This window comes from Paraburkholderia ferrariae NBRC 106233 (genome assembly GCF_000685035.1).
GTDB lineage: Bacteria > Pseudomonadota > Gammaproteobacteria > Burkholderiales > Burkholderiaceae > Paraburkholderia > Paraburkholderia ferrariae.
The window spans coordinates 104785-126522 of record NZ_BAYB01000019.1; the positions used below are offsets into that span (position 1 = coordinate 104785).

The 21738-nt window shown below is 66.7% G+C and carries 14 protein-coding genes and 1 pseudogene; 5 read left to right on the forward strand and 10 right to left on the reverse strand.

Features of this window, described 5'->3' with window-relative positions; all coding sequences use genetic code 11:
• Window positions 1-107: 107 nt before the first annotated feature.
• Window positions 108-1934, reverse strand: coding sequence for a translational GTPase TypA (gene typA / locus BFE01S_RS20890; RefSeq protein ID WP_028227176.1), 1827 nt, complete (start codon window positions 1932-1934; stop codon window positions 108-110).
• Window positions 1935-2333: 399 nt separating this feature from the next.
• On the opposite strand from typA, the gene BFE01S_RS20895 reads away from it, so the two are divergent.
• The 4 genes from BFE01S_RS20895 (at window position 2334) to BFE01S_RS20910 (ending at window position 7453) form a co-directional block, all read left to right on the forward strand.
• Window positions 2334-2828 carry a MarR family winged helix-turn-helix transcriptional regulator gene (locus BFE01S_RS20895; RefSeq protein ID WP_028227177.1) on the forward strand — a complete coding sequence of 165 codons (495 nt, stop codon included), beginning with the start codon at window positions 2334-2336 and terminating at the stop codon, window positions 2826-2828.
• Window positions 2829-2914: 86 nt separating this feature from the next.
• A complete protein-coding gene (locus BFE01S_RS39510; RefSeq protein ID WP_042338109.1) occupies window positions 2915-4504 on the forward strand; it encodes an efflux transporter outer membrane subunit in 1590 nt (529 codons plus the stop codon).
• Window positions 4505-4614: 110 nt separating this feature from the next.
• Window positions 4615-5856 (forward strand): EmrA/EmrK family multidrug efflux transporter periplasmic adaptor subunit, encoded by a 1242-nt coding sequence (locus tag BFE01S_RS20905; RefSeq protein WP_028227178.1) that lies wholly within the window; start codon window positions 4615-4617, stop codon window positions 5854-5856.
• Window positions 5857-5890: 34 nt separating this feature from the next.
• Complete coding sequence (locus BFE01S_RS20910; protein ID WP_028227179.1) at window positions 5891-7453, forward strand: DHA2 family efflux MFS transporter permease subunit; 1563 nt, start codon at window positions 5891-5893, stop codon at window positions 7451-7453.
• 129 nt (window positions 7454-7582) lie between these two features.
• Here the strand turns inward: BFE01S_RS20910 and truB are convergent, their stop codons facing one another.
• The 9 genes from truB to BFE01S_RS20955 form a co-directional block, all read right to left on the reverse strand.
• Window positions 7583-8551 (reverse strand): tRNA pseudouridine(55) synthase TruB, encoded by a 969-nt coding sequence (truB, locus tag BFE01S_RS20915; RefSeq protein ID WP_042338112.1) that lies wholly within the window; start codon window positions 8549-8551, stop codon window positions 7583-7585.
• Between the two features lie 146 nt (window positions 8552-8697).
• The gene (gene rbfA, locus BFE01S_RS20920) at window positions 8698-9072 is read right to left on the reverse strand and encodes a 30S ribosome-binding factor RbfA (RefSeq protein ID WP_028227181.1); all 375 of its coding nucleotides are present in this window, start codon (window positions 9070-9072) and stop codon (window positions 8698-8700) included.
• An 82-nt stretch (window positions 9073-9154) separates the two neighbouring features.
• Window positions 9155-12106 carry a translation initiation factor IF-2 gene (gene infB / locus BFE01S_RS20925; RefSeq protein ID WP_028227182.1) on the reverse strand — a complete coding sequence of 984 codons (2952 nt, stop codon included), beginning with the start codon at window positions 12104-12106 and terminating at the stop codon, window positions 9155-9157.
• Window positions 12107-12260: 154 nt separating this feature from the next.
• Complete coding sequence (gene nusA / locus BFE01S_RS20930) at window positions 12261-13736, reverse strand: transcription termination factor NusA (RefSeq protein WP_028227183.1); 1476 nt, start codon at window positions 13734-13736, stop codon at window positions 12261-12263.
• Window positions 13733-14191, reverse strand: coding sequence for a ribosome maturation factor RimP (gene rimP, locus BFE01S_RS20935; protein WP_028227184.1), 459 nt, complete (start codon window positions 14189-14191; stop codon window positions 13733-13735). Before rimP ends, nusA begins: the two co-directional genes overlap by 4 nt.
• A 482-nt stretch (window positions 14192-14673) precedes the next feature.
• On the reverse strand, window positions 14674-16473 hold the full coding sequence (gene rluB, locus BFE01S_RS20940; RefSeq protein WP_028227185.1) for a 23S rRNA pseudouridine(2605) synthase RluB: 1800 nt from the start codon (window positions 16471-16473) through the stop codon (window positions 14674-14676).
• A gap of 145 nt (window positions 16474-16618) precedes the next feature.
• Window positions 16619-17719: an SMC-Scp complex subunit ScpB gene (gene scpB / locus BFE01S_RS39515; RefSeq protein WP_042338114.1), complete on the reverse strand. Its 1101-nt coding sequence runs from the start codon at window positions 17717-17719 to the stop codon at window positions 16619-16621.
• Between the two features lie 313 nt (window positions 17720-18032).
• On the reverse strand, window positions 18033-19280 hold the full coding sequence (locus BFE01S_RS20950; protein ID WP_042338116.1) for a pyridoxal phosphate-dependent aminotransferase: 1248 nt from the start codon (window positions 19278-19280) through the stop codon (window positions 18033-18035).
• 83 nt (window positions 19281-19363) lie between these two features.
• A complete protein-coding gene (locus BFE01S_RS20955; protein ID WP_028227187.1) occupies window positions 19364-20266 on the reverse strand; it encodes a LysR family transcriptional regulator in 903 nt (300 codons plus the stop codon).
• A 431-nt stretch (window positions 20267-20697) separates the two neighbouring features.
• On the opposite strand from BFE01S_RS20955, the pseudogene BFE01S_RS20960 reads away from it, so the two are divergent.
• Window positions 20698-21093, forward strand: a pseudogene (locus BFE01S_RS20960) (transposase); the annotation flags it as partial.
• Window positions 21094-21738: the final 645 nt, after the last annotated feature.

Consider the following 21738-nt stretch of genomic DNA (forward strand, 5'->3'; position numbering starts at 1 on the left):
GCATGAAAGCCCCATGCAAAAAGGCCGCCCTGACAGCGGCGGCCTTCCTGTGGTTTTGCATGCTTTGCGGTGCCCGAAAAATCTTCGAATACGATGCGGTGGCCGGATTAGTCGGCCGTTGCCTCGCGGCTCGCGCGGCGGCGCTCGTGCTCCTTCAGGTGGCGCTTGCGCAGGCGGATCGACTGCGGCGTCACTTCCACGAGTTCGTCGTCGTCGATGAATTCCACCGCGTATTCGAGCGACATCTGGATCGGCGGCACGAGGCGCACGGCTTCGTCGGTGCCCGAGGCGCGCACGTTGGTCAGCTGCTTGCCCTTGATCGGGTTCACGACGAGGTCGTTGTCGCGGCTGTGAATGCCGATGATCATGCCTTCATAGAGCGCGTCGCCCGGCTTCACGAACATGCGGCCGCGGTCCTGCAGCTTCCACAGTGCGTAGGCGACAGCGGCGCCGTCGTCCTGCGAGATCAGCACGCCGTTGCGGCGCTCGCCGAGCGAGCCTTCCTTGATGGGACCGTATTCGTCGAACACGTGGCTCATGAGGCCCGTGCCGCGCGTGAGCGTCATGAATTCGCCCTGGAAGCCGATCAGGCCGCGCGCCGGAATGCGGTACTCCAGACGCGTGCGGCCGCGGCTGTCCGAAGCCATGTCGAGCATTTCGCCCTTGCGGCGGCCGAGCTCTTCCATCACGCCGCCCTGGTGCGCGTCTTCGACGTCCACGGTCAGCATTTCGTACGGCTCCATCTTCACGCCGTCCACTTCGTGCAGCACCACGCGCGGACGCGAAACGGCCAGCTCGTAGCCTTCGCGGCGCATGTTTTCGATCAGGATCGTGAGGTGCAGTTCGCCGCGGCCCGACACTTCGAAGGTCGTTTCGTCGCCGGTGTCCTTCACGCGCAGCGCCACGTTGTGGTTCAGCTCCTTCGTGAGACGGTCGCGGATCTGGCGGCTCGTCACGAACTTGCCTTCGCGGCCGGCGAGCGGCGAGGAGTTCACGAGAAAGTTCATCGTGAGCGTCGGCTCGTCCACCGTGATCATCGGCAGCGCTTCGGGGTTGTCGATCGCGCAGATCGTGGCGCCGATGCCGATGTCTTCAATGCCGTTGATCAGCACGATGTCGCCCGCTTCGGCCGATTCGACCTGCACGCGCTCGAGGCCGCTGAACGACAGCACCTGGTTGATCTTGCGGTTCATCACCTCGCCTTCCGGGCCGAAGCGCAGCGCCACCGGCTGACCCGGCTTGATGCGGCCGCGCTTGATACGGCCGACGCCGATACGGCCGACGTAGGTCGAGTAGTCGAGCGACGTGATCTGCAGCTGGAGCGGACCTTCCGGATCGGCGTCGCGCACCGGCACGTGTTCGAGGATCGCCTCGAAGAGCGGGCGCATGTCGCCTTCGCGCGCGGAAGCGTCGAGCGACGCGTAGCCGTTCAGGCCCGATGCGTAGACCACCGGGAAGTCGAGCTGCTCTTCGGTCGCGCCGAGCTTGTCGAACAGGTCGAACGTCTGGTTGATCACCCAGTCGATACGCGCGCCCGGGCGGTCGATCTTGTTGACGACCACGATCGGCTTCAGACCCAGCGCGAGCGCCTTCTTGGTCACGAAGCGCGTTTGCGGCATCGGGCCTTCCACGGCGTCGACGAGCAGCAGCACCGAATCGACCATCGAGAGCACGCGCTCCACTTCGCCGCCGAAGTCGGCGTGGCCCGGGGTATCGACGATGTTGATGTGGGTGCCTTCGTACTCGACCGCGCAGTTCTTCGCGAGAATCGTGATCCCGCGCTCTTTTTCGATGTCGTTCGAGTCCATGACGCGCTCGGCGACCTGCTGGTTGTCGCGGAAGGTGCCGGACTGACGCAGCAGTTGATCGACGAGCGTGGTCTTGCCGTGGTCGACGTGGGCAATGATGGCGATGTTGCGAAGGGCGCGGGACATAGGAACCTGGGTACAGTTGAGTGCGCCAGCCCACACGGCCAGGCCACGCGACGAAAGCGCACTTTTGGGAACCTGAAATTATAGCACGCGGGAATGACATTCCCCAGTGTTGACCCTGTCGCCAGCCCCAAGTTTGGCCGGCGGTGGGCACTGCGCCGCGCTCGCCCCCTCTTCCGCCCGCCGGCCGGCCCTTCCCCGGATTGCAGCCCGCCACTCTCGTCATCTCCGCCAGATCCTTGCAGGGCAAGGCTTTGGCCGGAATTTGCCCGGCCGGCCCGGCGCCGATTATGACCTTATCCTGCAAAGGTTATTCAGCGAACAGAGAATAGTCCCTTGCCGCGTCAAGTAACCGCATTTTATAATTCCTGCCTGGTCAACCATTGCACTCGCAGCTGAATCATGACGGACCCGACTCCTACGCCCACGCCCGAAGTGCTCAATTACGACTTCGGCGAAAGCGTCGGCTACCTGATCGCCAGGGTGAGATCGACCATGCTGAACATGGTCAACCAGCGCACCGTCGCCGAACTGGGCGTAACGAGCCAGCAGGCGAGCGTGCTCTTCATGGTGGCGAGCGGCAAGTGCGTGCTGGCCGCCGAACTGGCGCGCGAGTACGGCATCGACGCGAGCGCCGTCACGCGGCTCGTGGACCGGCTGGAAAAGCGCGGCCTGCTGCAGCGCGTGCGTAGCTCGGAAGACCGGCGCGCGGTGCGGCTCGCTCTCACGCCCGAGGGCCTGGCTATCGCCGTGCGCATGCCGGCGATCTTCACTAGTATCACGGACAAGCTCATGACCGGGCTCTCGCCGGAGGAAGCGGGATTCCTCAAGAGCATGCTGCGGCGGGTGCTCGCCAATAGTGGCGATGCCACCCAGAATCCGCCGGCGAATTCATGACGGGGCAATCAAATTTGAAAGCGTCGCAAAGAAAAATAGCTGCATCGTCCAGCATCACTGTCACTTCTCACGCATCGAGACGAGCCATGAACTCCCATTCCCTGTCCAGCGGACCGCAGCCCCGGGCGTCGCTCAGCCGGGCCGCGTCGGCCACGGCGGCGGCGGTCGCGGCGCTGGCCCTCGCGGGGTGCGCGAACTATTTCGGCATCAAGAGCGACAAGGCGGTCGAAGCGCCGCAGCAGTTCGAGACCTCGCAGAGCATCCCCGCGCAGGGCGGCCAGTGGCCGACGCTCGACTGGGCGAACCAGTTCGGCGACCCGCAACTGCCGAAGCTCATCGACGAAGCGCTCGAAGGCAACCCGAGCATCGCGCAGGCGCAGGCGCGCATCGCGAAGGCTTCGTCGTACATCGAAACCTCGAAGTCGGCGCTCATGCCGAAGGTCAACGCGAGCTACTCCTGGAACCGCGAGCTCTATTCGGCGAATGCGCTCTATCCCCCGCCCTACGGCGGCACCTGGTATAGCGAGAACAACGCGCTCGCGAGCGCCTCGTGGGAGCTCGACCTGTGGGGCAAGAACCGCCAGCGCCTCGCGCAGGCGGTCTCGCAGCAGAAGGCCGCCGAGGCCGACATGCAGCAGGCGCGCATCACGCTCGCCGCATCGGTCGCGCGCACCTACAACCAGCTCGCGCAGCTCTACGCGCTGCGCGACATCGCGGCGCGCGAGATCGGCAACCGCAAGACCATCGGCACGATCACCAACGGGCGCGTGGTCGCGGGGCTCGACACCAATGTCGAGCGCGAGACCGCGAACGGCAACATCGCGACGAGCCAGGCGAATCTCTCGCAGATCGACGGCCAGATCGAAACCGTGCGCTACCAGTTGGGCGCCCTGCTCGGCAAGGGTCCGGACCGCGGCCTGCAGATCGCGCAGCCGGTGCTCAACCCGCTCGCCAACATCGCGCTGCCCGACAACCTGCCGGCCGATCTCGTTGCGCGCCGGCCGGACATCGTCGCCGCGCGCTGGCAGGTGGAAGCCGCCATGCACGACGTGAAGGAAGCGAAGGCCGAGTTCTATCCCGACGTGAACCTCGCGGCGGGCTTCGGCTTCGACGCCTTCGGGTGGGGCAAATTCCTGAACTTCACGAGCCGCCAGATGCAGCTCGGGCCGGCCGTGCATCTGCCGATCTTCGACGCGGGCGCCCTGCGCGCGCAGTTGAAGGGCCGCTATGCCGACTTCGATCTCGACGTGGCGAACTACAACCAGACGCTGATCGGCGCGTTCCAGGACGTGGCGACGCAGGTGTCGTCGATCCGCTCGGCCGACAAGCAGCTCATCGACGCGCAGCGCGCCCTCGACGCTTCGACGAAGGCATACCAGCTCGCCGTGATCCGCTACCGCGCGGGCCTTTCGGAACAGCTGCAGGTGCTCAACGCCGACCAGAACCGCCTCGCCGCGGAACAAACGGTGACGGACCTCAAGGCGCAGCGCCGCGACGAGCAGATGGCGCTCATCAAGGCGCTGGGCGGCGGCTTCGACGCAGCCGATGCGGGCCTCACGCCGCCGGCCGAGGTCGGCAGCGAAGCGCAGGGCCCGAACGGCGCGCCGTGGAGCGGCACGACCGTGCCGGTGCAGCCGGCGTCGGCCGCGGCGCCGGCAACGGCCGCAGCGAACTGAGCGGCACGTCGGGCAGCCCGGCCCGAGCGCCCTGACCGAACCCGGCACGAACCCGGCGCAAACCACACAGCATCGAACGAACAGCAAGAGAGAACCTGGAGATCACTCCCATGAGCACCCCCCAGCAACCGGCGGCCGCCCCGCAGAACGCGAGCAACGGCAAGCGCAAACGCATGATGACGCTGCTCGTCCTCGTGATCGTGATTGCAGCCATTGCCTACGGCCTCTATTACTTCCTCGTCGCGCGCTTCTCGGAAAGCACCGACGACGCCTACGTGAACGGCAACGTCGTGCAGATCACGCCCCAGGTGACCGGCACGGTGATCGCCGTGAACGCCGACGACACGCAGACCGTCAAGTCCGGCGATCCGCTCGTGCTGCTCGACCCCGCCGATTCGCGCATCGCGCTTCAGCAGGCCGAAGCGAATCTTGCGCAGACGGTACGCCAGGTGCGCGGCCTCTTCGCCGACGACAACCAGTACGAAGCGCAAGTCGCGGTTCGCCAGGCCGACCTGTCGCGCGCGCAGGACGACCTGCGCCGCCGCATGGAAGTCGCGTCCACGGGCGCCGTCTCGCAGGAAGAAATCTCGCACGCCCGCGACACGGTGAAGAGCTCCGAAGCGGCGCTCGCCGCCGCGCAGCAGCAGCTCGCCGCGAACCGCGCGCTTACCGCGAACACCACCATCGCCACGCATCCGAACGTGATGGCCGCCGCCGCGAAGGTCCGCGACGCCTACCTCGCGAACGCGCGCAACACGCTGCCCGCGCCGGTCACGGGCTATGTGGCCAAGCGTTCGGTGCAGGTCGGCCAGCGCGTCTCGCCGGGCACGCCGCTCATGTCGGTGGTACCGCTGAACGCCGTGTGGGTCGATGCGAACTTCAAGGAAGTGCAACTGAAGTACATGCGCATCGGCCAGCCGGTCGAAATGACGGCCGACGTGTACGGCTCGTCGGTCGTCTATCACGGCAAGGTGGTGGGCTTCTCGGCCGGCACCGGCTCGGCCTTCTCGCTGCTGCCCGCGCAGAACGCAACGGGTAACTGGATCAAGGTCGTGCAGCGCCTGCCGGTGCGCATCTCGCTCGATCCGGCCGAACTCGAAAAGCATCCCCTGCGCATCGGCCTCTCGATGCAGGTGGACGTGAGCATCAAGGACGATTCGGGCAGCCAGCTCGGCACCGCGCTGAACACGGTCTATCAGACGAACGTGTTCGACAAGTACGGCGACGAAGCCGACGCCGAGATCGCCCGCATCATTTCGGAAAACGCAGGCCGCAGCGCCGACAGTGCATCGGGCGATACCGGCAAGACCAAGGTTTCGTCGGCGGCCGGCGCCAGGGCCGCCCGCGGTTAAGCGCGCGCGTGCATAGCCAAAAAGAAGCGAATTAATGGCAGAGCAACAAGTCGTCCATCCGCCGCTGCAAGGCGCGCAGCTCGTGATCGGCACCATCGCCGTGTCGCTCGCGGTGTTCATGAACGTTCTGGACACCTCGATCGCCAACGTGTCGATTCCGTCGATCTCGGGCGACCTCGGGGTGTCGTCCGACCAGGGCACGTGGGTCATCACGTCCTTCGCCGTGGCCAACGCGATCTCGGTGCCGCTCACGGGCTGGCTCTCCGACCGCATCGGCCAGGTGCGCCTCTTCATGGCGTCGATCGTGCTGTTCGTGATCTCGTCGTGGATGTGCGGCCTCGCGCCCACGCTGCCCTTCCTGCTCGCCTCGCGCGTGCTGCAGGGCGCGGTGGCCGGCCCGATGATCCCGCTCTCGCAGACGCTGCTGCTCGCGAGCTATCCGCGCGCGAAGGCGCCCATCGCGCTTTCGATGTGGTCGATGACCACGCTGATCGCGCCGGTGGCGGGGCCGATCCTCGGCGGCTGGATCTCGGACAACATCTCGTGGCCGTGGATCTTCTACGTGAACATACCGGTGGGTATCGTCGCCGCGTTCGCCACGTGGGCGATCTTCCGCAACCGCGATTCGGTCGTGAAGAAGGCGCCGATCGACGGCGTGGGCCTCGCGCTCCTCATCATCTGGGTAGGCTCGCTCCAGGTGATGCTCGACAAGGGCAAGGATCTCGACTGGTTCTCCTCGACCACCATCGTCGTGCTCGCGCTCACCGCGGTCATCTCGTTTGCGTTTTTCGTGGTGTGGGAGCTGACCGACAAGCATCCGGTGGTCGATCTCTCGCTCTTTGCCCGGCGCAACTTTACCGGCGGCACGATCGCGCTTTCGGTGGGCTACGGCCTCTACTTCGGCAATCTCGTGCTGCTGCCGCTGTGGCTGCAGACCGACATCGGCTACACCGCGACCGACGCGGGCCTCGTGATGGCGCCGGTGGGCTTCTTCGCGATCCTGCTTTCGCCCATCACGGGCCGCATCCTGCCGCGCACCGACCCGCGCTACATCGCGACGACGGCCTTCGTGGTGTTCGCGCTGTGCTTCTGGATGCGCTCGCGCTACACGACGGGCGTGGACACGTGGTCCCTCACGGTGCCCACGCTGATCCAGGGCATCGGCATGGCCGGGTTCTTCATCCCGCTCGTTTCGATCACGCTGTCGGGCCTGCCCGGCAACCGGATTCCGGCGGCCTCGGGTCTTTCGAATTTCGTGCGGATCATGTGCGGCGGCATCGGCACCTCGATCTTCGAAACCGCGTGGGATCACCGCACGACCTACCATCACGCGCGTCTCACGGAAGTCGCCACGCCGACCAGCCCGATCTTCAACCAGTCGATCCAGCAGATGCAGAGCGCGACCGGACTCGACACATCGCAGGCCCATGGACTCTTCGACCGCATGCTGTCGCAGCAGGCCGCGCAGCTCGGCGTGAACGATCTGTTCTTCATTTCGTCGGCGATCTTCATCTTGCTGATCGCGCTGATCTGGATCACGCGGCCCGAGCGCGCGGGCGGCGCCGATGCGGGCGCGGCGGCGTCGGCGGCGCACTGAGGTAGCCAACGCGGCGACGGCAAGCGTCATCGCCGTGCGCCGGATACGAAAACGGCACGCCCGGTTTGACAACCGGCGTGCCGTTTTTGCTTTTTCTTTCTTCTGCTCTCTTCTGTCAGCGCGCGACGCTCACGACGCCGCGCCGCTCACCACGAGCCGCTCCGGCGCCAGCACGCCGTTCGCCGCCTTCGCGACGCCCAGCAGGCGCGCATCGTCGCCATACACCCGCACGCGCGCGGCACGCTCCCACTGGGCACGATCGCCCGCCAGTTCGTGCAGCGGCAGCCGCTGGCCATGCGTGAAGCGGCGCGACGCCTCGGCGTCCAGCGTCACGGCCGGAAAGGTCGAAAGCAGCGCATCGACCGGTTGCAGCCAGGCGTCGCGTGCGACCTCGTCGGCGGCAGTGAGCGCATCGAGCGTCACGGCATGGTTCAACGTGAGCGCGCCCACGCCGGTTCGCCGCAGCATCACGAGGTGCGCCCCGCAGCCGAGCACCTCGCCGATATCCTCGGCCAGCGTGCGCACGTAAGTGCCCTTGCTGCAAGTCACGCGAAACGTCACGTCGGGCAACGCGCAGGCGATCATCTCGAGCGCGAGGATCGTCACCTGGCGCCCTTCCCGCTCGACCACCTGGCCCGCGCGCGCGTATTCGTAGAGCGGCTTGCCGTCGCGCTTGAGCGCCGAGTACATGGGCGGCACCTGCACGATCTCGCCGACGAACTGCGTCATCGCCCCGCGCACGGCCGCCTCGTCGCAGCGAACCTCGCGGGTTTCGACCGCTTCGCCCTCGGCGTCGCCCGTTGCCGTGCGGATGCCGAGGCGCATCGTCGCTTCGTAGGTCTTGTCGGCGTCGAGCAGATCCTGGGAGAACTTGGTGGCCTCGCCGAAACACAGCGGCAGCAGCCCCGAGGCGAGCGGATCCAGCGTGCCGGTGTGGCCCGCCTTCTTCGCACGAAGCAGGCGTTTCGCGCGGATCAGCGCGTCGTTGCTGGAGAGGCCAACCGGCTTGTCGAGCAGCAGCACGCCGTCGATCAGGCGCCGCGGCACCTTGGGTCGAGGTGCAGCCGGTTCGGGGGAGGAGGAGGAAGAAGCTGTCATGTCGAACAGAGAAAACCAGCGGAACGCGGCGCGTTCATCCGCCGCGTGGTGGCAGCGGATGGCGTGGGTGTACCCGAAAGCGGGCCGCCGCGTGGCTAGACGCGTAGTCAGGCGCGCTAATGCGGGTCAGGCGTGCTCAGGCACACTTACGCGTCGTCGTCCTTCGCGCGCGTCGAATTGGCCTCGTCGATGAGGCGCGACATCTCCACGGCACGCTCGACCGTCTTGTCGTAGTGGAAATGCAGCGTCGGCACGGTATGAATGTGCAGGCGCTTGAAAAGCAGGTTGTGCAGATGGCCCGCCGCGTGGTTGAGCGCGTCCTGGGTTGCCTGCGGGTCGCCCGTGAGCGTCGTGAAGTACACCTTGGCGTGCGCGTAGTCCGGCGTCAGCTCGACGCTCTGGATCGTCACGAGGCCGATGCGCGGGTCCTTCACTTCGCGCGACACGAGTTCGGACAGATCGCGCTGGATCTGGTCCGCGATCTGCACGTTGCGATTCGGAGAGGAACGCTTTTTGGTCATGATTTATCCACCCTCTTGCAAAAAAACAAACGGGCGGAGCCGGCCAGCGCCCGCCCCGCCCGCATTGCGTAGCGCCTGAGAATTACAGCGTACGCGCGACTTCGGTGATCTCGAACACCTCGAACTGATCGCCTTCGACGATGTCGTTGAAGTTCTTGATCGACATACCGCACTCGAAGCCCTGCTTGACTTCCTTGACGTCGTCCTTGAAGCGCTTGAGCGAGTCGAGTTCGCCGGTGTGGATGACCACGTTGTTGCGCAGCACGCGCACCGACGACGAACGCTTGACGAAACCGTCCGTGACCATACAGCCCGCCACGGCGCCGACCTTCGGCACCTTGAAGACCGCACGCACTTCGACCATGCCGGTCACGACTTCGCGCTTCTCCGGCGCCAGCATGCCCGACATCGCCGCCTTCACCTCATCCACGGCGTCGTAGATGATGTTGTAGTAGCGGATGTCCACGCCGTTTGCCTCGGCCAGCTTGCGGGCCTGCGCATCGGCACGCGTGTTGAAGCCGATGATGACCGCCTTCGAAGCCGTTGCCAGGTTGACGTCGTTTTCGCTGATGCCGCCCACCGCGCCGTGCACGATCTGCACGCGCACTTCGCTCGTCGAGAGCTTGAGGAGCGCGTGAACCAGCGCTTCCTGCGAGCCCTGCACGTCGGCCTTGACGATGAGCGGCAGGTTCTGCACTTCGCCTTCGCCCATCTGCTCGAGCATGTTTTCGAGCTTCGCGGCTTGTTGCTTCGCGAGCTTGACGTCGCGGAACTTGCCTTGACGGAACAGCGCGATTTCGCGCGCCTTGCGCTCGTCCGGCAGGACGATGACTTCCTCGCCCGCCGCCGGCACTTCCGACAGACCCTGGATTTCGACCGGAATCGACGGACCGGCTTCCTTCGTCGGCTTGCCCGTCTCGTCCAGCATCGCACGCACGCGGCCGTAGGCGCTGCCTGCCAGCACGACGTCGCCGCGGTTCAGCGTACCCGACTGCACGAGCACGGTTGCGACCGGACCCTTGCCCTTGTCGAGCTTCGCTTCGATCACGATGCCCTTCGCGGGCGCTTCGACCGGCGCCGTCAGTTCCAGCACTTCGGCTTGCAGCAGCACGTTTTCGAGCAAATCGTCGATACCGGCACCCGTCTTCGCCGACACCGGCACGAACGGCGAGTCGCCGCCGTACTCTTCCGGCACGACGCCTTCCGCGACGAGTTCCTGCTTCACGCGCTCCAGATTCGCATCCGGCTTGTCGATCTTGTTGATCGCCACGACGAGCGGCACGCCGCCCGCCTTCGCGTGCGAAATCGCTTCCTTTGTCTGCGGCATCACGCCGTCGTCGGCCGCGACCACCAGAATGACGATGTCGGTTGCCTTCGCACCGCGCGCACGCATGGCCGTGAAGGCTTCGTGACCCGGGGTGTCGAGGAAGGTAATGACGCCACGCGGCGTTTCGACGTGGTAAGCGCCGATGTGCTGCGTAATGCCGCCCGCTTCGCCCGCTGCGACTTTCGCGCGGCGGATGTAGTCGAGCAGCGAGGTCTTGCCGTGGTCGACGTGACCCATCACGGTCACGACCGGCGGACGCGGCAGTTGCTCTGCGTCCGTTGCGCTTGCCTGGCCTTCGACCAGCAGCGCTTCCGGATCGTCCAGCTTCGCGGCAACGGCACTGTGGCCCAGTTCTTCGACGATGATCATCGCCGTTTCCTGGTCCAGCATCTGGTTGATGGTGACCATCTGGCCCATCTTCATCATCACCTTGATGACTTCCGACGCCTTCACGGACATCTTGTGCGCGAGGTCGGCCACGGTGATGGTTTCCGGCACGTGCACTTCACGCACGATCGGCTCGGTCGGCGCCTGGAACGACGAAGCGCTATCCTGGTGCTTGCCGCGGCCCTTCGGGCCGCCGCGCCAGCCGCGGTCCACGCCGCCCGACGAATCGCCGCGCGTCTTGATGCCGCGGCGCTTGGCGGCGTCGTCCTGCCAGCCGCCCTTGCCGGCGCCCGGTTTCTTGTTGCGGTCGCCCGCGCCGGCACCCGGTGCCGACGGCGCATTCGCCGACGGAGCCGCTGCGGTTGCGGGACGCTTCGCCGCTGCGCCTGCACCGGCCGGGCGTGCCGCGCCTTCGGGGCGCGCCGGCTTGTGCAGCGTGCCCTTCGCTTCGGCGGGCTTGGGCGGCTCGACCGGCTTGGGCGGCTCGGGCGCCTTCACCTGCGCCTTGCGCGGCGTGTTCATCATTTCGCGGATCGCACGCGCTTCGGCTTCGGCAGCCGCACGGCGGCGGGCGATCTCTTCCTGTTCCTTCTGCGCCTTTTCGGCGGCTTCGCGTGCAGCGGCCTCGGCCTTCTGGGCCGCTTCGCGCTGCGCCGCGCGCTCGGCGGCGGCGCGCTGCTCTTCCTGCTGGTCCTGCTGCTCCTGCTTCGCCTGGGCCTCGGCCGCATTGCGCTCGGCCTCGACGGCCAGCTCGCGCGCAACGGTTTCGGCCGTGCTCTTCTTCTTCGCAGCTTCTTCCTCGGCGCGGCGGCGCTCGGCTTCGGCAGCCTCTTCGCGTGAGCGGCGCTCGGCCTCTTCACGCGCGAGACGCTCCTGGCGCTCCTTCAACTCCTGAGCCTGGCGCTCGAGCAGTTCGGCCTCGCGGCGCGCTTCTTCCTCGCGGCGCTGCAGCTCCGCCTCTTCGGCGGCAGCGGCTGCGTCGACTGCATGATTCGATGCGTCCGCCTCACCGGCGGACTCGTCGCGGCGGACGAAAGTGCGCTTCTTGCGCACCTCGACCTGAATGGTGCGAGCCTTACCCGTCGAATCGGACTGCTTGATCTCCGACGTATGCCGTTTCGTCAGCGTGATCTTGCGCTTGTCCGCGTCGGTCGAGCCGTGGGACTTGCGCAAGTGGTCGAGCAGACGCGCCTTGTCCGTTTCCGACAAGGCATCGGTCTCGTTCGCTTTCTGCACGCCCGCTGCCTGAAGCTGCTCCAGCAGCACGCCTGCAGGCATTTTCAGTTCCGCGGCAAATTGGGCTACGTTGTTACTCGCCATTCATTCCTCTTAATGCAAGGAGCGATTCCTTGCGGTTGACATCGGTTCATGCGGCCCCGGCACCCGCTCATGGGCGGCGTGCCGGCCGCGATTGGTTCAGTGGGTCATGGTCGCTTCCTGCTCGTTTGCCACCGGCTTCATGCCTGTTGCCAGGTCATTGAAACCAGTGTTCACGTGCCTTCATGATCAACGCTTTCGCGGTGTCCTCTTCCATCCCCGTCATTTCGGTGAGTTCGTCCACGGCCAGCTCGGCAAGCTCGTCGCGGGTGTGAATCTCGTGCTGCGCCAGCTTCGCGAGCAGATCGGCGTCGATGCCGTCCAGGCTCTTCAGGTCCAGCGCGGCGCTTTCCACCTTCTCTTCGTTGGCGATAGCCTGCGTGAGCAGCGCGTCGCGCGCGCGGTTGCGCAGCTCGTGCACGGTGTCCTCGTCGAACGCCTCGATCTCGAGCATTTCGTTCAGCGGCACGTAGGCGATCTCTTCGAGGCTCGTGAAGCCTTCGTCGATCAGGATATCGGCGACTTCTTCGTCAACGTCGAGGCGCGCCATGAACAGGTCGCGCAGCACCGTGCGCTCCTGGTTCTGCTTCTGCGCGCTTTCGTCCGGCGTCATGATGTTGATCTGCCAGCCGGTGAGTTCGCTGGCAAGACGCACGTTCTGGCCGCTGCGGCCAATGGCGACCGCAAGCTCGCTCTCGTCCACGACGACGTCCATCGCGTGCTTCTCCTCGTCGACGACGATGGATTGCACGGCTGCAGGCGCGAGCGCGCCGATGACGAACTGGGCGGGATCTTCCGACCATAGCACGATGTCCACGTTTTCGCCACCGAGCTCGTTGCGCACGGCCTGCACGCGCGAACCGCGAATGCCGACGCAGGTGCCGATCGGGTCGATACGCTTGTCGTAGGCCACCACGCCGATCTTGGCGCGCACGCCCGGATCGCGCGCCGCCGCCTTGATCTCGAGAAGGCCCTGCTCGATTTCCGGCACTTCCATTTCGAAGAGCTTCATCAGGAACTCGGGCGCCGTGCGCGACAGCTCGATCTGCGGGCCGCGCGCCGTGCGGTCGACCTTGCCGATCCAGGCGCGCACGCGGTCGCCCACGCGCAGGTTTTCCTTCGGGATCAGCTGGTCGCGGCGCAGCAGCGCTTCGACACGGCCCGATTCGACGATGAAGTTGCCCTTGTCCATGCGCTTGACCGTGCCGGTCATGATGCTTTCGCCGCGCTCGAGGAAATCGTTCAGGATCTGCTCGCGCTCGGCGTCGCGCACTTTCTGCAGGATCACCTGCTTGGCGGCCTGCGCGCCGATGCGGCCGAACTCGACCGAGGGCACCGGCTGCTCGATGAAATCGTCGATCTGGGCGTCGGGCTTCTGCTCGCGCGCCTCGAACAGCAGGATCTCCTGATCCGGCTCCTGCAGGCCCGCTTCGTCAGGCACGACGCGCCAGCGGCGGAACGTCTCGTGCTCGCCGCTTTCGCGGTCGATCTGCACGCGGATGTCCGCATCTTCGTCGAAGAGTTTCTTGGAGGCGGACGCCAGCGCCGCTTCAAGGGCGGCAAACACCACGTCCTTGTCGACATTCTTCTCGCGTGCCAGCGCGTCCACCAGCATCAACACTTCGCGACTCATTGTTTGCGGCTCCTAAAGTCAACTTTGGGGACAAGGCGTGCTTTGTCGATGTCCGCGAGCGTGAAATCCAGCATCGCGGGACCTGCCTTCCCTTCGAATTCCAGACCGATGGTCTCGCCTTCGGGCGCATGCACGATGCCCCGGTACGATTTCCGTCCGTCCAATGGCTTTTTCAACGTGATAACCGCCTCGCAGCCTGCGAAGCGTTCGAAGTCCGCGAGCTTTTTCAGCGGGCGATCGAGACCGGGCGACGAGACTTCGAGCCGCTCGTAGTCGATGTTTTCGACGGTCAGAACGTGCTGCAGCTGACGCGTGACCTTCTCGCAATCCTCGATCGCGATGCCGGCCGGCTGATCGATGTAGATCGTCAGCATGCCGCGCCCGGTGCGCTCGATATCGACCAGCTCGTAGCCGAGCCCGGTGACCGTGGTTTCAATCAGTTCCGTCAGTTGCACTATGCCTGCTCCAGATATTCGCGCGAGAGGCCAGCAACGTACTGAGGTTCCTCAGTTACCACTCCGGTTCCAGCCAGGTTCCGGATCTGCAGGCCGCGCGCCAGATGAGCGCGCGCTCCTGCACTTTGCCCAACCCCATGGATGACGCACCTCGCATAAACCGACGCTGCTGATCCGCTTTTTGCTTGCTTCTTGCCCAAACGGCCGGACCAAAAAAAAATGGGCGAAACGCCCATCTTCTTTTATTGCCAAGGTGGTCGCACCTGGGGCGCAAATCAAAGCCGCACGCCCAGCGACTTCGAGATTGTAGCCTTTTTTTGACACCAGCGCAAACCGGACGGCGCTAAATGCCTGTCTGGAAAGGCTTGACGACCCGATTGACGAGCGCGGTGCGCAGCCTCAACCAGGCCGCCGATGGCCCTCTTCCCGGGCGCCGATCCGCTCGCGGCAAAGCCCCCGGGGAAGCGTCCCCGGGAAGCGTCTTAGTGACCGCGCGTGCGATTGCGCTGCGCGCCGCGCTGACCGCCCCGGTTGTTGCCCGGCGTACGGTTGCCGCCGGCATTGCCGCCGTTACCGTTGCCATTGCCGTTGCCGCCCTGAGCGCCGCGGCGGTTGCCGTTGGCAAAGCCGCCGCTCGCGCGCTTGCCGTTGGCCGGCGCGCGGTTGCCATCGACTTCGCGGCTGGGGCGATTGCCGTTGCGCCCGCCACCCGCGCCGCCGCCCATACCGGCGCCGAAACCACCGGTACCCGAGCCGAAACCGCCGCCGGCCGCACCGCGGCGACCCTGACGCGGCTGCGCCATGGCGCCGTGCGAACTCAGCACCGGCTCGCGGTTGATGAAGCCCATCGACGTCTGCATCGGATCGGGCTGACGGCGCTCCGGCGCATTGCCGCCGCGGCCGCCCTTCTCTTCGGCCGGCGCCTTCAGGCCCACGGCCGCCATCAGGCTGCGCACCTGATTGTCCTCGAGCTCTTCCCAGCGGCCGCGCTTGAGACCGCGCGGCAGCGCGATCGGGCCGTGGCGCGTGCGGATCAGGCGGCTCACCATCAGGCCGACCGCTTCGAACATGCGGCGCACCTCGCGGTTGCGGCCTTCGGCCAGCGCCACGTGGTACCAGTGATTCGTGCCTTCGCCGCCGCCATCGCGGATGCGCAGGAAGTTCGCCGGACCGTCGTCGAGCTCGACGCCCTTGAGCAGCTTCTGGCGGTTGCCCTCGGAAAGCTCGCCGACCACGCGCACCGCGTACTCGCGCTCCACGCTATAGCGCGGATGCATGAAGCGGTTGGCCAGATCGCCCGAGGTGGTCAGCATCAGCAGACCTTCGGTATTGAAGTCGAGACGGCCGACGGCCAGCCATTTCGCGGTCTTCATCGGCGGCAGGCGGTCGAACACCGACGGACGGCCGTCCGGATCGGCATGGCTCACGATTTCGCCGGTCGGCTTGTGGTAGAGCAGCACGCGCGGCGGCTTGTTCGGCAGCTTGCGCTTGATCGGTTTGCCGTTCACGCGGACCTGGTCGGTCGGCAGAATGCGCTGGCCGATGTGCGCCGGTTCGCCGTTCACGGAAACGCGGCCCGCCACGATCAGCTCTTCCATGTCGCGGCGCGAGCCCATGCCCGCGTCGGCGAGCACCTTGTGCAGCTTCGGCGCGTCGTCGTCCGCGCTCAGCACGCGCTTGGGCTGCTGCGCGCGGCCGTGGCGCAGCATCGGCGCACGCACGCCGCCGCCCGCGGAGTTGTCGGCGTCGAACGCCGGCGACGTGACGTACAGGAACAAATCGTCCTGCGCGCCCTCGCCCGCAGCGGCGGCCTGGCCCTGCTGACCTTGAGCCTGCGCGGCGCGCCCCTTGCCCTCGCGGCGGCCCTTGCCTTCGCCCTGACGGCCCTTCGGGCCCTTGCCCGCGGGCTTCGCATCCTGCGTCTGCGCCGGCTCGGCGCCCGGCGCCGCATCCTTGCGGCGGCCCGGCTTCTTCGCGCCGCCTTCCTTGCGCGGCGCGCGCGCCGGTGCGGCAGCTTCGCTTTCCGACGGCGTTTCGGCGGCAGCGCTCTCACCCTCGACCGGCGCCGCATCGGCAGCCTTGGTCTTCGCCCCCGCGCGGCGGCGCGCGATCAGGCTGCGGGGCCCGCGGCGCAGGCCGCGGCGCGGACGGTCTTCGCCTTCGCCACCCTCGGCGGCAACACCTGCCGCTTCGCGCTCACGCGGTTCGTCGGCATGCGCGGAAGCCGCGCGGCGCGAAGATTCGGACGCGTCGGTCGAATCGGTGTCGTGGATATCAGTCAAAACAACCTCAAAATGTCAGGTTGCGCGCCCGCTTGCGGGGCGCGTCAAGTGCTTGTTACGTCAGACGCCGCGATGAGCGGCTTCGTTGCCCGTCGTCGAGACGGGGGTCGTCCTGCGCCGCGTCCTGGCGGCGTTCGTGTTCGTTTCAGCCGTCGCTTTCGGGCGTGGCGACCGGGTACGGCCAGTACGCCTTCTGCGCAGCGGGCTCGTTCTGCCCGGCGCGAGGCGCTGCCTCGCGCGCTTCGGGTTGCGGCTTCGCGCCTGCAACGTTTGCGTCGCGCGGCTCGTCCTGCGTGGCCGCGCTTGCGCTGGTCTCGTTTGCACTGCCGATCTCGCCGGCGCCGTGTTGTTCGGCTTCGATGCTGTCGTGCCGCACGGCATGGGCCTCGGTCGCGCGCTCCGGCTGTGCGGTTTCGACAGCCTCCGGCGCATCGGTCAAGCCGGCTTCGGCGGGTTCGGCGGGTTCGTCGACTGTGCAGGCCAGCTCAGCCACCCCGGCCACCTGAACCTCTTGCGCCGCTTCGAACGTCTTCAACGCGGCCGGTTCCCCGGTATCCGCGCCGGACTCCGCTTCGGCGATCTCGCCCACCTGCGCTTCGTCTGCCTCGGCAACGTCATCCGCAGGCAGATCAGACGGAGCGTCACCGCCCAGACCCGCCGCGAGCAATTGCGCCGCTTCGCTCTCCGGGAATTCGATGGCGTGCTGCGCGAGCAACTGCTCGCCCATCTGCGCCGACGGGTCGTCGAGCGCCGGCAGCTCGTCCAGCGCCTTCAATCCGAGATCATCGAGAAAGTGCCGCGTCGTCGCATAGAGCGCCGGGCGCCCCGGCACGTCGCGATGACCGATCACTTCGATCCAGTTGCGATCCTCGAGCTGCTTGACGACCTGCGTATTGACCGTGACGCCGCGAATTTCCTCGATATCGCCCCGCGTGACCGGCTGCCGGTACGCGATGATGGCGAGCGTTTCGAGCACCGCGCGCGAATAACGCGGCGGTTTTTCGGGGTGCAGGCGGTCCAGATAGGTCCGCATCGCGGGTTTGCTCTGGAAGCGCCAGCCGGACGCGAGGCCCACCAGTTCCACACCGCGCCCGGACCATTCTTCCTTCAGGTCTTCGAGCAGGTGGCGGACCGTGTCGGCCGAAATGTCGTCGGCGAACAGTTTGCGCAGCTCGCCGATCTTCAGCGGCTCCTGCGTGCAGATCAATGCAGTCTCGAGGACGATCTTCGCCTCTTGGGTATTCATGCAGCCAGGTCAGACCTTAAGTCGGGTTCAAGGAACCGGATCAGACAGAGACGATATGGAACTGGAGACGCGCTCGCCCGATTCTGATCGGTCATATTGATGGGAGCACGCACCGGGGGGTCGCAATACAGGCAATCGAGCCAGACCCAGCCGGACGGAGCAGCGAAATTCCCGCAGGGAATCGCGTGACTGAGCGCCATATTACGCAAAAACCACGGGTGCGTAAAGACGCCCGCCCGGTGTGCACCGATTGCCGCGGCCCCGCTCATGCAGCGAGCATGCCACGCGCGCCCGGGGCGTCGCCAGCCTGCGTTCAGCGGCCCGCCCGCGCCGCCAGATAGCCGGCCAGCCGCTCCACGCCAGCGTCGAGCCGTGCCGGGTCGCACGCGTAGCACCAGCGCACGAAGCCCTCGCCCTCGGGGCCGAATGCGCTGCCCGGGGCGAGCCCGAGACCCGCGTCGCGCACGAGCGCCTTGCAGAGTTCGAGGCTGTTCTGTGCGCCGGGAAGCCGAAAAAACAGGTACATCGCGCCATGCGGCACCTTGACGTCCACGCCCGGCAGACGCGCGAGCGCCGCGGCGAGGTGGTCGCGCGAGGCGCGCAAATCCGCGACGAGGGCGCGCGTGAACGGCTCGCCGTGCTCGACGGCGGCGATCCCGGCCTGCTGCACGAACGAAGGCGTACACGAGGTGTTGTACTCCACCAGCTTGCCGAGGTCGTCCATCAGCGCGCGCGGCGCGACCATCCAGCCGAGCCGCCAGCCCGTCATGAGCCAGGCTTTCGAGAAAGAATTGACGCAGATCAGGCGTTCGTCGCGCGAGGCGAGATCGAGGAAGGACGGCGCCGTGCGGCCAGTGGCGTCGTCCTCGCCCGCGTAATCGTCTGCATAATAGAGACGCTCGTACACCTCGTCGGCAACGATCCAGATGCCGTGACGCCGGCAGTGATCGAGCACCGCGCGCTGCTCGTCGCGAGTCATGACCCAGCCGGTCGGATTGTTCGGCGAATTGATCATGAGCAGCTTCGTGCCCGGCGTCAGCGTTGCGAGCAGGCGCTCGAGGTCGAGCGCCCAGCCGCGTTCGCCATAAACGAGCGGCACGGTCTCGACGGTCGCGCCAAGAATCTTCGGAATCTCGACGAGATTCGGCCACAGCGGCGTTACCGCCACGGCGCGGTCGCCCGCGCCCGTCACCAGTTGCGCGGCGAGCATCAGCGCGTTCACGCCCGCGCTCGTCACCGCCACGTTGTCCGCCGCCGTCGCGCCGTGCAGACCGCTCACGTAGCGTGCGAGCACTTCGCGCAGCGGCGCGATGCCGAGGTTGTGCGTATAGAAGGTGTCGCCGCGCCCGAGCGCCTCGGCAGCGGCCTCGCGGATGAAAGGCGGCGTCACGCGGTCCGACTCGCCGAACCAGAACGGCAGCACATCCGGCACGCCGAAGCCCGCATTCGCGACCTCGCGGATCTGCGAGGAACGCAGCGCGCGCACGGCCTCGCGTGCGTTCGGCAACTCGTGCATGGGCGGCGTGGGGAAACCGGGTGAGGTTGGGTCGGCGTGGCTCATCGTGGATCGCGCAAGGGTGAAAAACCGCAGTGTAGCGCGCGCACCACACAGGCGAAGCCGAAGCCCGCAACCGAGGCCGCGCTCTAGCGCAGTTCCTCGGGATGGCCGCCGACCTGCCGGATCAACGCCCAGACAGCCTCCGCGGCAGGCGACAGCGAGCGGTCGCGGCGTCGCACCAACTCCACGGTGCGTTTGGCGCGCGGCACCAGCGCCCGCGCAACGAGCGACGAGCCCGCCGGCACCGGCAGCGCAAGCCAGGGCAGCACGCTGATCCCCACGCCCGCCTCGACGAGCCCGAACACCGTGGCCGAATGGCCGAGCTCCTGCACCACGGGCGCGCGCACGCCGTGCTCGCTCATCACGGCGTCGATCAGCGGCCGGCTGCCCGACGCGTAATCGAGCATGACGAGCCGCTCGCCGTCGAGTTCGCGCCAGCCCACCTGCTCGCGCCGCGCCAGTTCGTGATCGCGGCGCACCACCACGCAGAACGAATCGGTCGTGAGGGCCTCGGTTTCGAGGTCGTCCGCCGCAAAGGGCCCGATGATCACGCCGAAATCGACCTCGCCGGAGCGCACCTTGTGCACCACATCGCTCTGCACGTCGTCGCGCAGCCCGAGCGTGACGTAGGGAAACTGCCGGCCGCAGTCGGCCACCACCTGCGGCATCAGGCGGCAGGCGACGGTCGGGCTCGCCGCCACCACCACACGCCCGCGCCGCTGCTCGCCGATCTCGCGGATCTCGCGCAGGGCATCGTCGAGATCGCTGATCAGGCGCGAAATGCTCGCGATCAGATTGGCGCCGACATCGGTCAACTGCACCTCGCGCGTCGTCCGATCGACAAGGCGCACGCCGATCTCCGCCTCCAGTTCGCGCACGCAGCGGCTCACCGCCGACTGTGTGAGCCCGATCTGGTCGCCCGCGCGGCTGAAGCTCGCGAGGCGCGCCACCTCGATAAACACCCGCAACTGCCGCAGCGTCACATTCATCGGCTTAACTCATCAATCAGGAATTTTCATGCGATTTTATGCCAGTTATCGCTCAAATCGTTGCGTCGCGGTGAACCGCGGGGCCGATTATTCGCCGCAGTGCAGCAATACGGCGCAAACGCACGCCTGGCGGGCCTGATTGCACAAGATTGGTGATTCTCCCGATTTCCGGGGCATGCGTTTTCGAGTCGAATACGCCCCTGGCAAGCACCCGCGCGGGCTTGATGCCACGCGGCTCCGAGACGAAAGCGTACGAGTTGGCACGCTTCTCGCATAAGGGCATGCACAGGATCGACGGACGGTCCGGAAACGATACAGATCCGGCCGCCTCGAGATCCCGCCTGGTACCCCGCCCTCCGGACGGGAGTACATGAAGAGTGCGCAGCGCGGGGCAGCGCACCGGAGATAGCTTCGCTGAGGTGAATGACATGATGCTGTTCGACGATTTGAGAGACAACGAATGGGCGCTGGTCGAGGCGTTGTTCTGTGCGGAACCCGCACGGAGCGAACGGCGCGGACGGCCTCGCGTCGAAGCGCGTGCTGTGGTCAACGCCGTGCTGTGGGTCCTGTCGACGGGAGAAGGCTGGTCCAAGCTGCCGGGCCGCTATCCCTCGCCGCCGACCTGCCGCCGCCGTTTCGACGAGTGGCAGGCTGACGGCACCCTTGCCGAGATCGTGAAACGCCTTGGCACGAGCGGACGCGAGATTTCGCTGCGCGGCCGGATTGGCGCAACGGCCACCAAGCCGCCGGCACCGCCGAGCCGCGACCGCCTGCGCGGTGCGTTCTGGACCAACCCGGAGTCGTGGCGCGCTCCGGTCAAGATGGCCTGAGCACCGGCCTTCGAGCCTTCTCCGGCCGGGCGCCGCGCGTGCCCGGCCAGGTCGGGCCTCTCTCGCGGCGCCGATGCTGTCGATGCATCGGCAGGCAAAGCCGCTCTCTTCCGATGCCTCTTGCCGGTGCTTGCGGGCTCTTCTTTCCGCGGGTGCTGCACCGCCTCCGTCTTCCCTTTCCTCAGTTGCCGTCCCTCAGTTGCGAAGCGGACGAAACATCTATTTACCAATATTTACAGCCCCCTTTCGCTGCCGGCGCTACGGTAGACCTATGTCTATAAACGCCGAGAACCCGCTTTGACGGGTGACTGTCATGCAATCCGTGAGACCGCTCATCCGGGGCAGCATGGCTTTACTGTCCAGTCTCGCCCTCTCCTGCGCCGCTGTCGCCGTGTTAGCCGCAGCGCTGGTGCCGGCCAGTGCCGAGGCACAGCCCCAACATCCTGAGGGTGGAAGCTGGAATGTTCCGCGCGAAGGAGGCTGGCCGCCGGCGGGCAGCCATCTGCAAGGCGGCCCCAGTCCCGCGGTGCCGCGCGGCGACCTTCGCGCCGACATCACCGACAATGCCCGCCAGCGCACCCCGCCTCTGCGCCCCGAGCCGCCGTCGCCGCGCCATTGAGTTACCGGGTTCGCCAACCCTGC

Coding starts and splice junctions, on each gene's coding strand:
- scpB (WP_042338114.1), bottom strand. CDS start 17,719: ATGAATACCCAAGAGGCGAAGATCGTCCTCGAGACTGCATTGATCTGC.
- truB (WP_042338112.1), bottom strand. CDS start 8,551: ATGACAGCTTCTTCCTCCTCCTCCCCCGAACCGGCTGCACCTCGACCC.
- typA (WP_028227176.1), bottom strand. CDS start 1,934: ATGTCCCGCGCCCTTCGCAACATCGCCATCATTGCCCACGTCGACCAC.
- BFE01S_RS20910 (WP_028227179.1), top strand. CDS start 5,891: ATGGCAGAGCAACAAGTCGTCCATCCGCCGCTGCAAGGCGCGCAGCTC.
- BFE01S_RS39510 (WP_042338109.1), top strand. CDS start 2,915: ATGAACTCCCATTCCCTGTCCAGCGGACCGCAGCCCCGGGCGTCGCTC.
- BFE01S_RS20950 (WP_042338116.1), bottom strand. CDS start 19,280: ATGAGCCACGCCGACCCAACCTCACCCGGTTTCCCCACGCCGCCCATG.
- rbfA (WP_028227181.1), bottom strand. CDS start 9,072: ATGACCAAAAAGCGTTCCTCTCCGAATCGCAACGTGCAGATCGCGGAC.
- BFE01S_RS20955 (WP_028227187.1), bottom strand. CDS start 20,266: ATGAATGTGACGCTGCGGCAGTTGCGGGTGTTTATCGAGGTGGCGCGC.
- infB (WP_028227182.1), bottom strand. CDS start 12,106: ATGGCGAGTAACAACGTAGCCCAATTTGCCGCGGAACTGAAAATGCCT.
- BFE01S_RS20905 (WP_028227178.1), top strand. CDS start 4,615: ATGAGCACCCCCCAGCAACCGGCGGCCGCCCCGCAGAACGCGAGCAAC.
- BFE01S_RS20895 (WP_028227177.1), top strand. CDS start 2,334: ATGACGGACCCGACTCCTACGCCCACGCCCGAAGTGCTCAATTACGAC.
- nusA (WP_028227183.1), bottom strand. CDS start 13,736: ATGAGTCGCGAAGTGTTGATGCTGGTGGACGCGCTGGCACGCGAGAAG.